The sequence below is a fragment of the Roseateles sp. NT4 genome (assembly GCF_051857475.1).
GTDB lineage: Bacteria > Pseudomonadota > Gammaproteobacteria > Burkholderiales > Burkholderiaceae_C > Pelomonas.
Map to the genome: position 1 here is coordinate 864,181 of NZ_JBPZGZ010000001.1, position 12,493 is coordinate 876,673.

Annotated in this window: 15 protein-coding genes; 4 read left to right on the forward strand and 11 right to left on the reverse strand. The window is 67.8% G+C overall.

What is annotated here, in order from left to right; all coding sequences use genetic code 11:
* Nucleotides 1-3: 3 nt before the first annotated feature.
* The 6 genes from ACS5PN_RS04065 to ACS5PN_RS04090 all read right to left on the reverse strand — a co-directional run bounded on the left by ACS5PN_RS04065 (nucleotide 4) and on the right by ACS5PN_RS04090 (nucleotide 5,169).
* Nucleotides 4-432 (reverse strand): DUF4405 domain-containing protein, encoded by a 429-nt coding sequence (locus tag ACS5PN_RS04065; RefSeq protein ID WP_439462654.1) that lies wholly within the window; start codon nucleotides 430-432, stop codon nucleotides 4-6.
* Nucleotides 429-1,193, reverse strand: coding sequence for an FAD:protein FMN transferase (locus ACS5PN_RS04070; RefSeq protein ID WP_439462655.1), 765 nt, complete (start codon nucleotides 1,191-1,193; stop codon nucleotides 429-431). The genes ACS5PN_RS04065 and ACS5PN_RS04070 overlap by 4 nt, the downstream gene beginning before the upstream one ends.
* Complete coding sequence (locus ACS5PN_RS04075; RefSeq protein WP_439462656.1) at nucleotides 1,165-1,707, reverse strand: FMN-binding protein; 543 nt, start codon at nucleotides 1,705-1,707, stop codon at nucleotides 1,165-1,167. The genes ACS5PN_RS04070 and ACS5PN_RS04075 overlap by 29 nt, the downstream gene beginning before the upstream one ends.
* Nucleotides 1,707-2,660 carry a DUF6662 family protein gene (locus ACS5PN_RS04080; RefSeq protein WP_439462657.1) on the reverse strand — a complete coding sequence of 318 codons (954 nt, stop codon included), beginning with the start codon at nucleotides 2,658-2,660 and terminating at the stop codon, nucleotides 1,707-1,709. Before ACS5PN_RS04080 ends, ACS5PN_RS04075 begins: the two co-directional genes overlap by 1 nt.
* Nucleotides 2,661-2,826: 166 nt before the next feature.
* The gene (locus ACS5PN_RS04085; protein WP_439462658.1) at nucleotides 2,827-4,044 is read right to left on the reverse strand and encodes a TIGR03118 family protein; all 1,218 of its coding nucleotides are present in this window, start codon (nucleotides 4,042-4,044) and stop codon (nucleotides 2,827-2,829) included.
* 117 nt (nucleotides 4,045-4,161) lie between these two features.
* Nucleotides 4,162-5,169 carry a zinc-dependent alcohol dehydrogenase family protein gene (locus ACS5PN_RS04090; RefSeq protein WP_439462659.1) on the reverse strand — a complete coding sequence of 336 codons (1,008 nt, stop codon included), beginning with the start codon at nucleotides 5,167-5,169 and terminating at the stop codon, nucleotides 4,162-4,164.
* Between the two features lie 79 nt (nucleotides 5,170-5,248).
* On the opposite strand from ACS5PN_RS04090, the gene ACS5PN_RS04095 reads away from it, so the two are divergent.
* Nucleotides 5,249-6,151, forward strand: a complete 903-nt coding sequence (locus tag ACS5PN_RS04095; protein WP_439462660.1) for a LysR family transcriptional regulator — start codon at nucleotides 5,249-5,251, stop codon at nucleotides 6,149-6,151.
* A 10-nt stretch (nucleotides 6,152-6,161) separates the two neighbouring features.
* Nucleotides 6,162-6,932 (forward strand): exodeoxyribonuclease III, encoded by a 771-nt coding sequence (gene xth, locus ACS5PN_RS04100; RefSeq protein ID WP_439462661.1) that lies wholly within the window; start codon nucleotides 6,162-6,164, stop codon nucleotides 6,930-6,932.
* On the opposite strand, the gene ACS5PN_RS04105 is transcribed toward xth, so the two are convergent.
* Both ACS5PN_RS04105 and ACS5PN_RS04110 read right to left on the reverse strand, forming a co-directional pair.
* A complete protein-coding gene (locus ACS5PN_RS04105) occupies nucleotides 6,929-8,635 on the reverse strand; it encodes a T6SS phospholipase effector Tle1-like catalytic domain-containing protein (protein WP_439462662.1) in 1,707 nt (568 codons plus the stop codon). The genes xth and ACS5PN_RS04105 overlap by 4 nt on opposite strands.
* Before the next feature lie 90 nt (nucleotides 8,636-8,725).
* On the reverse strand, nucleotides 8,726-8,941 hold the full coding sequence (locus tag ACS5PN_RS04110; protein ID WP_439462663.1) for a DUF4287 domain-containing protein: 216 nt from the start codon (nucleotides 8,939-8,941) through the stop codon (nucleotides 8,726-8,728).
* Nucleotides 8,942-9,023: 82 nt separating this feature from the next.
* Here ACS5PN_RS04110 and ACS5PN_RS04115 point away from each other — a divergent pair, with 82 nt between their 5' ends.
* The gene (locus ACS5PN_RS04115) at nucleotides 9,024-9,929 is read left to right on the forward strand and encodes an SDR family oxidoreductase (protein ID WP_439462664.1); all 906 of its coding nucleotides are present in this window, start codon (nucleotides 9,024-9,026) and stop codon (nucleotides 9,927-9,929) included.
* Between the two features lie 7 nt (nucleotides 9,930-9,936).
* On the opposite strand, the gene ACS5PN_RS04120 is transcribed toward ACS5PN_RS04115, so the two are convergent.
* From ACS5PN_RS04120 to ACS5PN_RS04130, 3 genes are all read right to left on the reverse strand, one after another.
* Nucleotides 9,937-10,584: a CatA-like O-acetyltransferase gene (locus tag ACS5PN_RS04120; protein ID WP_439462665.1), complete on the reverse strand. Its 648-nt coding sequence runs from the start codon at nucleotides 10,582-10,584 to the stop codon at nucleotides 9,937-9,939.
* Nucleotides 10,585-10,703: 119 nt separating this feature from the next.
* A complete protein-coding gene (locus ACS5PN_RS04125; RefSeq protein ID WP_439462666.1) occupies nucleotides 10,704-10,979 on the reverse strand; it encodes a hypothetical protein in 276 nt (91 codons plus the stop codon).
* A 261-nt stretch (nucleotides 10,980-11,240) separates the two neighbouring features.
* Nucleotides 11,241-11,969, reverse strand: coding sequence for a helix-turn-helix transcriptional regulator (locus tag ACS5PN_RS04130; RefSeq protein ID WP_439462667.1), 729 nt, complete (start codon nucleotides 11,967-11,969; stop codon nucleotides 11,241-11,243).
* Between the two features lie 87 nt (nucleotides 11,970-12,056).
* Between ACS5PN_RS04130 and ACS5PN_RS04135 the strand changes: the two genes are divergently transcribed.
* Nucleotides 12,057-12,476 (forward strand): hypothetical protein, encoded by a 420-nt coding sequence (locus ACS5PN_RS04135; RefSeq protein ID WP_439462668.1) that lies wholly within the window; start codon nucleotides 12,057-12,059, stop codon nucleotides 12,474-12,476.
* The last annotated feature ends 17 nt before the right edge of the window (nucleotides 12,477-12,493 follow it).

The window sequence follows — 12,493 nt, forward strand, 5'->3', positions numbered from 1 at the left end:
GGGCTACCCCTTTTCGCGTCGGCGCTGCCGCCAGTGCCAGGCCAGCAGCAGGGGCGTGGCCAGGCCCATCAGCCAGTGGCAAAGGCTCGCTGCATCGCGCAACGCGGGTGAGCCGGCGTAGTACAGCAGCCAGCCGCTTAGAGCCAGCAGGGCCAGCAACGCCAGCATCGTGCCGCCGCTGAGCCGGTTGCGTCCCGTTCGCCAGGCGGCCAGGGCGTGATGGGGCAGCAGGCTGCCGACGACCACCAGCGCCAGCATCGCCAAACCGCCATGGATGCGCAGGCTCCAGGCTTGCGCAGGGTGCATGCCCATGACTTCGGGTTCGCCGAGGAACTGGAACACCAGCCAGACCACGCCGCTGGCCAGCAGCCCGGCCAGGACGGCAAACACCATCAGCTGATGCCAACTCGTCAGACGCAAGGTGGGTCTCATGCGGCGTAGGGGAAGGCGCGCCACTCGGCGTCGAGGGCGGCGCAGGCGCGATCTGCCAGTGGCGTGCTGACCAAGGCGACCTTGGTCAACGCATCCGCGACAGCCGCCGACGTGGCGTGAACCACGATGGAGTCGTCGCGCATGACCGCGCTTCCATTGCGAGCATCGAAGTGGCTGCCGGACGGGTCCGCGCGGGAACTGGCCATGGCCGCGTCCTTCAGCATCGCCACTGTCTGCACACCGTCGGCCATGCGCAGTTGCACGGGATGGCTCGCGTCGCCGAAGGCGCGCATGTCGCCCCCTGCGTTGACGAGGGCGCCGGCCACACCCAGCTTGGCCAGCGCATGGATCGCGCAGTCGACGGCATGGCCCTTGGCAATGCCGCCGAAGTCGAGCTTCAGCGGGCGGCGGAACCCCACCCGCCCCTCCGCGCCGATGACGACATCGGCCAGGCTCCCGCCACTGCCTGCGCTGGGGTCAAAGACACCCTCCGACAGTGCATACACCCTCAGCGCCAACCGCAGCACGGCGAGTGTGTCGGCATGCACGGCGACCGGCGCCAGATGGGCCTGCCGGGCCAGGCGCGCGAGATCGCTGCCCTCGTCGTGGACGCTCATCAGGTCATGGATGCGCCGCACCTCGGCAAAGGCGGCTTCGAAGGCGGCATGAGCTTGACCGGGATCGGCCGTGTCGATGGTGATGTCGACGAGGGTGCCCAGGGCTGGCCTGGCCCTACGGCGACGTTCGCAGCGCCAGCTCATAGGTGGTCAGCAGTCGGCGGATGCCATCGGTGACGTGCACGCTGGACAGCGTGGCCCCCGCCAGGTTCTGGATGTTCTTGTCGATGCGCACGGCGTCGGCCGCCGTCTTGCCGACGAACTGCGCGCGCCAGGCCGGCTGGCGAACCTGGCCGCCATAGGTCTCGCGGTAGTCCAGGATCTCGACCTGCAGCACGCTGCCGTCGGGCTTCAGCGCCACGGCATAGGTAATGAATTCGTGCTTGCCGATGACCTCGTCGACCAGCACGAGGCCCAGCACCCCGGAGGCGCCGCGCGCCTCCCAGCACCGGACCTCGGCCGTGCGCACCGGCGTGCCGGCGGCGCGCGCAATGGTTTCGCGCTGGGCGGCGGTCAGCAGCAAGGCGCGCGGCTTGAACTCGGTCGCGGCCGGGAACATCAGCTGCTGCGCGGCCTCCACGGTCAGGTACTGCACCGCGAAGGCCTGCAGTGGCGCGCACAGCGCCACCGGCACCAGCCAGGGGTTCAGCGGGGTCATCAGAAGCTGTACGACACGCGCAGCCGCGCGTTGAGCTTCTCGGTGGACTTGTAGACGCGGTCGTCGACCAGCTCGGCCTTGGCCGCGTCCGAGTAGGCGCTGGCCCAGGGCATCTGCGTCGTCATGGCCAGGTTGACGGACCACTTCTGCGCGCTGAACACGAGATTGGGGCCGGCGAACCACGCCGAATAGTCGCGTGCACCGTTGCCGAAGCCGTGGCCCTTGTAGCCGCGCTCGTTGCGCAGTTCCACGCCGGCGCGCCAGCCGGGCGCGAACAGATAGGACGCGCCGCCTGACAGCTCGATCTTGGCTTCCTTCTCGAAGCCCAGCTGCGACCAGTTCTCGCGCTCCAGCTCCACCGCGAGATTGCCGGCCAGCACCAGGCGGTCTTCCATGAAGTTCTTCTGCACGATGGCCTTCAGCTCCAGCTCGCGCACGCGCGGGCCGTGGGTGTACTCCACATAGCCGGCCAAGCCGATGCCGTCCTTATAGGGACTGAGCAGCTGGTAGACGCTCTCGATCGACACGCTCTCGTGGCCCGACTTCTTGTAGCGCGACGCGGGCAGTGGCAGCTTGTCCAGGAAGGGCACGTAGGAGCCGAAGGTGACAGGGCCGCCGCCGGTCACTTCGTCACCATCGCCGATGGCCATGTAGTTGTTGCGCGAGGCGATGGAGTTGTTGTTCTCGGCCACGACCGAGTAGCGGTTGACGTAGAAGGACATCGTCCAGCGATCGGTCACGCCGTATTCCAGCTCGGCGCGGTTCTGGAACAGCTTGTAGGTGCCCTGGGACTTCTTGGCGCGGTAGGTGGACCAGATCTCACCTTCCAGCGCGTTGGCGGGCAGGGTCTCGGCCGTGTAGGTGTAGCCGAACAGCGGTTCGGAGGCTTGCGCGGCGGGTGTCAGGGCGAGCGCGAGAGTGGCGGCCAGCGCCAAGGGGATGTGTTTTGTCATTTCAGTGTTGATTACTCTTTCGGGCCGAGCGCCGGGCCGCTCCCTAGCCGGCCCGCCTTGGCGATGTGCTTGCGGCTTGATGCCGCGGGCATCGCCGTCCCCGCGGGGGACCGACTGGACTTGCCCGCGTTCAGCGAGGCAAGACTGGGCGAGGGGCCTTTTCACCTCAGGCCCCCGCGTAGCGCAGCGAGCCGAAGATGCCGGCGGTCTCGTCTTCCGGGCCGGCGCCGAAATACAGCGCGTTGCTGTCGCCCAGGCTCTGGCCGTTGCCGAACAGCAGGCCCCACAGGCCCTGGATGACGACCTTGTTGCCGGCCGTGTCGCGCATGTACTCGGTGGCCCGGCGCGTGGTGACGTCGAAGCCGACCAGGGTGCCGTCCGAGAAGTTGCCGACGATGAGCTGGTTGGAGAAGGGGCCGAAGTTGGCAGGCGCCATCACGATGCCCCAGGGTCCGTTCAGCGCGCCGCGGTCGTCCCAGGTGGCGATCAGCTGGCCTGCCGGCGAGTACTGCACCAGACGGCCACGGCCGCGGCCGGCGTCTTCGACGGCGGGCACCAGTGCGCCCGTCTTGGGGTCGACGCTGGTGTTGACGTACATGACGAAGACCGAGGCCACGCCGTTGATCGTCACCGTGTGCACATTGAAGGGCACCAGATCGCCGGGCTTGAAGGCGCCCGACAGGAAGGGGTTGGCGAAGCGCGTGCCCAGCGGCTCCTCGACGAGGTTGGCGCTGAGGTAGCGGAGCCGCGGCGTGGGGTTGGCGCCGAAGTCGTTCAGCAGCAAGCCGTCCATGGCGGGCAGCACGGCCAGGCCGAAGAAGGACGAACCGTTGGCGCTGTCGTCCAGCACGGTGATGGCATCCACCGGGCGGTCGAAGCCGCCGTCAGCGCGCTGGCGCTCGGTCCAGGCGGACAGCACGCCGTTGTCGGAACAGAACAGGAACTTGGCCGGCGCCGTGATGGGGCCGTTGGCGTGGGCCTGGGTGATGACGAAATGGCTGCCGGTATTGAAGATGACGCCATTGGACGCGCCCTCCCCCGCCGACGAGGCCGGCAGGGCCACCTCGGCCAGGCCGTCGGTGTGCAGCGGCGTGCCGTTGACGTCGCCGACGTATTCGTAGGAGACGCCGCTGGCCGTCACCCAGAAATGCCCGCCTGCGCCGGCCGGCCGGTTGGCCACGCCCCAGGCGTCCACCAGGCCCGGCTGCACGATCAGCGGCGAATACTTGGCCGACGTGGCGACCAGGTTGGTCTGGCGGTAGCCGTTGTTGGCCGACACGGTCTCGCCTGCCGCGCCGCCACCGCCGCAGGCCTGCAGCAAGGGAGCGATGGCCGCGCTGCCCGCTGCATAGGCCCCGGCGCGCATGAACTCTCTGCGTTTCACTCGTACATCCGATCTCAAATGCCTTTAAAACGCAAATGATAATCAGTTGCATTCGCAAATAAGACCGATAACGCGGCGGGCCCCTAGATTGAGCTGTCGGGACGCGTGCGCTGCCCGTCAGCCCATGACATCGACGACGACCTTGCCCTGGCCCAGTCCGGCCGCGACGAGGGCATGCGCGTCGCCAGCCGTCGCCAGCGTGAAGCGGCGCGCATCCAACCGCGGCGTCAGCAGGCCGGCATCCACCAGGGCCGCGGCCTCGCGCAGGATGGCGCCATGCGCGTCGCGGCCCTCGCCGCTGAGCAGCGGCAGCAGCGTGAACACGCCCGAGTAGGTCGCGGCCCGGAAGGACAGCGGCGCCAGGCTGTGCGTGCCCCAGCCAAGGATGCTGACGACATGGCCGCCGTAGCGCCGCGCGGCGGTGAAGGACGCGTCCAGCACGGGGCCGCCGACGGCGTCGAAGACGACGTCGAAGCCCTGGCCGGCCGTGTGTTGGCCGACATAGTCTGCGACCGTCTCGCTGCGGAAGTCGATGGGCGTGGCGCCCCATGAGCGCACGAGCTCGAAGTCCTCGGCCTCCACGGTGGCGAACACCTCCGCGCCGCGCGCCCGCGCCAGCTGCACGGCGATGTGTCCGACACCGCCGGCACCGCCCTGCACCAACACCTTCTGGCCGGGCTTCACCTGGGCGCGATCCACCAATCCCTCCCAGGCCGTGATGACGGCCAGCGGCAGCGCCGCGGCTTCGCGCATCGTCAGCCGCGCTGGCTTGCGCGCCAGCAGGCGGGCATCGACGGCGATGAACTCCGCCAGCGTGCCCTGCAGGCCAGCGATGCCGCCGGCCATGGCATAGACCTCGTCGCCCGCCTTCCAGCCCGTCACGCCAGCGCCGACCTGCTCGACGACTCCGGCCATGTCGATGCCCAGCACCGCAGGCAGCGGTTGCCGAGCATGGGCGGCCTGGCCAGCACGGATCTTGGTGTCCAGAGGATTCACGCCGCTGGCATGGATGCGCACCAGCACCTGGCCTTCGCCGGGCTCGGGCCGGGGCAGATTGACGGCGACGAAATCGCCGCCGGGTTGGTCCACACGCGACGCACGCATCGTTGAGGTCTTGGCATTCATGAAGAACTCCTGGGTTGTTGATGACGGGAGTTTTGGTCATGCGACTTCGAATGAAAACCAACGATTCCGCAAGCCGAGCATGCAATTTCGTATGCTTGCCGGCATGGACTGGGACGACATCAAGGTGTTTCTCGCCGTCGCTCGCGCCGGCTCTCTCGGCGGCGCGGCGCGGGCGCTGGGCCAATCCCAGCCCACCATGGGCCGGCGGCTCAAGGCCTTCGAGGAGAGGGTGGGCACGTCGCTGTTCCAGCGCGGCTCTGAAGGCTTCGTGACAACCGACGCCGGCGCCGAGGTGCTGGCCCACGCCGAGCGCATGGAAGAGGAGGCCCTGGCCTTCGAGCGCCGGCTGGCGGGTCAGGAGGCGGAGCTGGAAGGCCTGATCCGCGTTTCGTCTTCCGACTGGTTTGGCGTGCACGTGCTGGCGCCGGTGCTGGCCGGCTTCCAGGCGCGTCACCCGCGCGTCGTCATCGAGCTGATCACCGACTCCCGCCTCTTCAATCTCGCCCGCCGCGAAGCCGACCTGGTGTTCCGCATCCGCCCCTTCGAGAGCGCCGAGGTCGTGCAGCGCCGGCTGATGACGTTGGACTACGCGCTGTACGGCGCCGCTGGGCTGGCCCTGCCCGTCTGGGGCGATGGCCGCGGCACCGAGTTGATCACCATGGACACGGCCTTTGCCGAGATGCCCGATGTGCAGTGGCTACAGCGCGTGCTGCCGCAGGCCAAGGTCACGCTGCGCAGCAACAACCGTCAGGTGCAGGCCGCGTTGTGCGCTGCCGGGCGGGGTTGGACGGTGCTGCCCTGCCCGCTTGGCGACGCCCACCCGGGCCTGGTGAAAGCCACGCTGCCCGAGGCGCCGCCCAGCCGGGAGGTGTTTCTCGGCTACCACCGCGACCTGCGCCGACTCGGGCGGCTACAGCGGTTGATTGCTCACATCGTGACCCGGCTCGCGCCGGTCACAATGCCCGCCACCCCCAAGCCTTGAGATCCATGCGATGAAGAAGTTCGCCACCTGGAACGTCAACTCCCTCGCCGTCCGCCTGCCCCAGGTGCTGGACTGGCTGGCCGCCCATCCCGTCGATGCGCTGGTGCTGCAGGAGACCAAGCTCACCGACGACAAGTTCCCGACGATGGAAATCGGCGAGGCGGGCTGGCAGGTGCAGTGGTTCGGCCAGAAGACCTACAACGGCGTCGCGCTGATCAGCCGCGAGCCGGCCACCGACATCGTCAAGAACATCACCGGCTTTGCCGACGAGCAGGCCCGCGTCATCGCCGGCACGGTGGGCGGCGTGCGCGTCATCGGCGGCTACTTTCCCAACGGTCAGGCACCGGACAGCGACAAGTTCGTCTACAAAATGAACTGGCTGACCGGCCTGCGCGCCTGGCTGGTCGAGGAAATGAAGCAGCACCCGGAACTCGTGCTGATGGGCGACTTCAACATCGCCCCCGAGGACCGCGACGTCTATGACCCCATCGCCTGGGCCGGCCAGATCCACTGCACGCCGCAGGAGCGCGAGCATTTCCAGCAGTTGATCGGCCTGGGCCTCACCGACGCCTTCCGCCTCTTCGAGCAGCCGCCCAAGAGCTGGAGCTGGTGGGACTACCGCAACCTGGCCTTTCGCAAGAACCAGGGTCTGCGCATCGACCACATCCTCGTCAGCGCAGCGCTCAAATCTCGCGTGACGGCCTGCGAGATTGACAAGCTGCCGCGCAAGAACGAGCGCCCCAGCGACCACGCACCGGTCATCGTGACCATCGACGGTTAGGGCTTCGGGTGACGGCGCAGCGGTGTGCTCAGGATCAGCCCGGCCATGCCGAGCAGCGCCACCCATTTGATGGCGCTGGCCGCAAACAACAGCAGGCGAACGCCCGCGGCCAGCGGCCAGGACGGCATGGGCTCCTGGCCGTGGCCCGCCGCAGCCAGGGCGACGAGGGACAGCAGGTCCTCCGCAATGTCGGCGCCCACGGCGGCGGCCAGGGCCCAGCCTGCACGGTTCAGCCACGCCGAGGGCGTCATGCCGACCTGGATGAGGCCGGCATGGCGGGCGAACGCGCGGCAGAACCAGGGCGCCAGCAGCCAGGCCCAGGTGGCGATGAGCAGGAAATCCAGCAACAACGCCTTGACCGGCCGGGCGAAGCCCCTCGCCTGCCCCATCCATTCCCCCATGGAGGCTAGGCTGAGCTGCCAGCGCTGGAAGTCGCCGTTGGCAGCTAAGGCCGCCGGGAGCTGATCCAGCGGCGGCAGCCAGCCCTCTGAGCTGAGATGCGACCAGCCCATCACGGCTGCCAGCAGCAGGAGCACCAGCAGGCCCACGACCAGCCGGCCCCAGGGCGCGTTGCCGCGCTCGCCCCAGGCGGTGCGGGCGGGAAAGGCATGCGCCCATTGCAGTACCGACGCATGCGCCTGCATCTTGACCGGCGTGCAGGCGCCCTCGTCTACATCGGCATGGGCCGTGTCACGCACCTTGAGCCCGGTCAGCGCCCACAGTGGCGTCGCCTGGGTCTCGCTGTTGACGCGAGCCGCGAAGCGATGCGGCGGGTGCGGGTCGAGCACCGGCATCAGATTGAACACATCGGACTCGGTCGCGGGGGTGGCATGGGTCGTGTTTGCCGGCAGGCTGAGCCCGCACTGGACGGCCTCGGCCACCATCCACGCAAAGGACGCGCGGGACAGTTCGCTGTAGGGGTAGACATTGCCACCGCCGACATCGCAGTGCGAGCCGCGGAACCAGAACTGCTGGATGTCGCCACGCTGCTGGTTGGCCATCTCGTAGCCGCCGTTGTTCTGGGCATAGGCGCGCGGCAGGAACTGCGCGCGCTGCTCGTCCAGGGCCAGGGCCTGGCGCACATGGCGGAAATGCTTGCCGCCTAGCGTCGGTCGTGCGGTGATCTTCAGGCCAAAGGGCGGCAGGCCGACACTGGCCACGGTGTCCCAGACGCCGACGAAATGGATCTCGGGCCAGGGCTGGCCCGCACCGGCCTGGCCGAAGAGGCGCGCGGCCTGCTCCCGGATGGCCGCGTGGGCCGGCGAAGTCTTGGAGAAATAAGTGGCGACGAGGCTGGAGACCAGGGTGTCCTGGTGGCTGTCGATGATGCCGAACGCATTCACCATGCCGACGATGGAGCGCGCGGTGAAGGCGCCGCGCGAGAAGCCGAAAGCGAAGATCTGGTCGCCCGGCTGCCAGTTGGCCATCAGGAATTGATAGCCCTCGGCGACGTTGTCGTACAGGCCGCGGCCGAAGGCCAGGCCGTTGACACGGTCCTTGGCGCGGCTGAACTTGTCGGCAAAGGTGGTGCCGGGCAATTGGCCTGGGTTGCCCACGCCCGGGTCGTAGTAGACGAGGCGGTTGGGGTCGGGAAAGAGGCGCAGCAGCTCCGCCAGCAGCACCACATGCGTATCGGCATGGCGGCCGCTGAGGTTGTTGTTGGTGCCGTCGCACAGCAGCACCAGTTGACGCGGCGAATTCATGAGGAGCCTCGTGAGGAAGGAGCCGGCCGCAGTCTTGCATCCACCCCGGTCCGCATCATCCCCAGAAACGCGGAGAGACGGCGAGATCGACTACTTGCGCTTGGCCAGCACCCAGGCCACCAGCGCATTGGCATGGCCGTGGCCCATCTCGTGCTCGGTCTTCAGGTGGGTGACCAGCTCCATATGCTTCAGCGGGCCGGCCCGGTTGATGACCTTTTCCCAATGGGCGATGGGCTGGCCGTATTTCTTCTCGATGGACGGGAAGTAGGAAGCCGGGCCCTTGACCGGGTTGTCTTGCGTTGCCATGTCGAATCCCTTCAAAGTGAATGACGCTGCCGATTTGCCGACATCATCTGCTTCACGACGAACGAGGATCACGGAGATCGACATGGGCAAGGCATTGGCAGGCAAGGTGGCCCTGGTGGCTGGTGCGACACGCGGTGCCGGCCGCGGCATTGCGGTGGCCCTGGGCGAGGCTGGCGCGACGGTCTACTGCACCGGGCGCAGCACGCAGGCAGCCCGGTCGGAGATGGACAGACCCGAGACCATCGAGGAGACCGCCGCCCTCGTCGATGCCGCTGGCGGCCGCGGCATTGCGGTGCAGGTCGATCACCTCGTGCCTGACGAGGTGCGTGAGCTGGTCGCCCGTATCGAACGCGAACAGGGTGTCCTGCATGTCCTGGTCAACGACATCTTCGGCGCGACCCGCATCGAATGGGGCAAGACGGTCTGGGAGTCGGACCTGGCATTCGGTCTGCACAGCCTGCGCCTGGCCATCGACACCCATGCCATCACCAGCCACTTCGCCATCCCCTTGCTGTTGAAGACGCCGGGCGGTCTGGTCGTCGAGATCAATGACGGCACCGAGGAATACAACGGCACGCGCTACCGCAACTCCTTCTTCTACGACCTCAGCAAGGCGGCCGTGCTGCGCATGGGCTTCGCGCTGGGCCACGAGCTGAAGTCGCGCGGCGCGACGGGGTTGTCGCTGACGCCGGGCTGGTTGCGTTCGGAGGCCATGCTGGAGGTGTTTGGCGTGCGCGAGGACAACTGGCGCGAGGCCATCGAGCGCGTGCCGGGTTTTGCCATCGCCGAGAGCCCGGCCTTGGTGGGGCGCGCCGTCGTGGCGCTGGCCAGCGACCCCGACGTCGGGCGCTGGAGCGGCCAGTCCTTGTCCAGCGGCCAGCTGGCGCGCGTCTATGGCTTCACGGACCTCGACGGCAGCCAGCCCGACGCCTGGCGTCACATGCTGGACAGCGAGAAGGGCGAGGTCGACGTGGCGGACTATCGCTAGATGGGGGCTAGATCGCGTCCAGCTGCGCCTGCAGTCGCTCGAAGAAGCGGCCGACATGCACACCGTCGCACAGCGCGTGGTGCACGTCGATGGCCACCGGCATCAGCAGCCGGCCACCTTCCTCCTTGAAGCGGCCGAAGGCCACCTTGGGCCGGTCATCGCCGACGCCGCGCGCATGGGTGAAGGCCGTGAAGGACATCCAGGGCAAGGCGGTCATGTGGACCAGGGTCTCTTCACGCACATCGCCCGGGTCGTCGGCGGCGAACAGGTCACCGCTGGCCTGGCGCACGCGCTCGATATGGGGTCTGGCCCGGGCCGCGAAGGCCGCCAGCGAGGCCTCTCGCGGCAGCGTGAGGAAGCCGAAGCTGCCGTCGTCGCGCAGCACCGTCGTGCTGGCATGGATGACGGCGAACTCGCGCACGCCGCTGCCGTCGGCCTTCATGGTCTGGCGCATGGCATCGACGGCATTGGCGGCCTCCAGCGCCGCATGGTGATAGGCCAGCCAGGGTGTGGCGCCATGGGCAGCCGCGCGCTCGCGCAGGCCGGTCACGTCGACGGGCGCGGTGATGCTGAAGGCCGGCTGGGCCATGCGGCGGAAATGTTCGAGGGCCGCGCGGCGCGGCCAGGCCTCGAGGGGGATGTCTCGGTCTTGCATGGGGGACTCGGATGCGAGGCCCACATGCTCGCACGCCGGAGCCACCGGCAGCCGCGCAAAAAAAGAGCCCGGTCACTGGGGCACCGGGCACGAAGGAGTAGAGGGGCGGGCTGCGGCCGTCAGTCGCTCAGTTCACCGAACTCGGAGGGGCGCATGCCGTAGTCATAGAGGGCGCGCTGCAGTTCCTCGGCGTGATCCTCGCCGAGATCGGCGAAGAGGCGGCTGTTCGGCGTGCTGCGGATCTGGCCGATCTGGTTGTAGCCCAGCGTCTTGGCATGGGCCAGGGTGCGCGAGGTCACGGGCAGGCACTCGAGAGGGGCCTGGTCTGCCAGGCTGAGCAGCCTGGCGTATGTTGCCGCGGAGATGGACACGGTGCCGGTACTGCTCGAAGGCATCGAGTGGAAGGCGGGACGCTGCGGCTTCAGGAAGACGCAAGGTGCGGAGCTCGTTGTCTGGAGCCGGTCACCCTGGTTCTTCGTCGCCGCGTGCATCGGGTGAACCCTCAGCCGCCCGTACGGGGCAGACCGAGAGCTTCGAGGATCAGATCGATGATGGACATGAGGGGCTCCTGGGAGAAGGGGCTGAAATTGGCTTGCCCGGACTGTCTCCGTTTTTGCCCCCCTAGAAACCTAGCAAGTTTGCTAGGTTGTGCGATGTCAGAGGATGCCCGCCGCGACGCACCTGAGCACCGCCTGGTGCTTGGAATTGACTTCCAGCTTGCGCATCGCATTGCCGAGATGGAAGTTCACGGTCTTCTCGCTCATGCCCAGGATGACGCTGACCTCCCAGGCCGTCTTGCCCTGAGCCGTCCAGCTGAGCACGTCCAGTTCACGCTTGGTGAGCTTGGGCATGTCGCCCTTGGCGAGCATGGGACTCAGCAGGCGGTCGGCGGCAGTCAACGCATGTGCTGCCAAAAGTTGCAGGCCTGCAACCATTGGCATCAACTGCTCGCCGGTCGCGGGTAGAGCCTCTTCTCTATCCACGCCCAGCAGGAAATGCTTGTCGCCGGGCAGATGCAGCTTCACGGCGATGCCGGTCTTGTAGCCATAGGGCGCCTGCATCTCCCAAAGTTCGCCGACACCGGCCGCGACATAGGTGGCCTGGTCGTAGACGACGGGAATCGACTCCATCATCAACCGGGTCATGACGGGGTCGCGCCTGGCGTCTCCCAGGTCGCGTGCGGCCTGCAGATAGGCATCGGGCGTGTTGCCGAGTGACGTGATCTGCACGTCGGCATCCTGCAGGCGCCCGCGGATCAACGCGCCGGTGATCATGGAGAACCCCATGGCATCCGCCGTCTCGACAAGACGGCGCTCGAAGACCTCGAAGTCCTCGCTCAGACCGACGTCGATCAGCTGCTGGTAGTTCATTTCGGGCTTACCCATACCTGCCAAGTCTGCCAGCTTGTTCGGCTCCGGCGCTGACCAGAGACTGCAGTCCCGTTCGAATCACACGACCCCGAGGTGATGTCCATGCCAACCCTGATTCAACTGCCCGAAGGCAGCGTTTGCTGGCCCGTTGCCGCCCTGTCCAGCGCCGCCCAGGACGTCAGACACGCCCAGACCCATGTGCACCGCACGCGCGGCGGCGGCGAGTGTCGCCTCAGTGGTTCGACGCGCTGGGAGCGCCACTATGCGGACAGTTGCGCCTGGGTGGAATGGGACTGGGTCAGCATGGGCGACGGTGCCGTCGCGCAGGCCGATCCCCTGAACGTGCGCTCCAACGTGCTGTTGCTGGACGAGCGCGGCCGCCCGCTGCTGTCGTCGCGGCGGCGCGCCACGCTGGCGACCCTGGTCTATCTGCTGCCCTGGCAGGGACCGGTGCTGGACAAGCTCCGGGCCTGCGACCTGTCGCCTCGCCTTGAAGTGCCGGCCGAGCGCCTGGCCGCCTGAACAAGGGCGACAGCGCA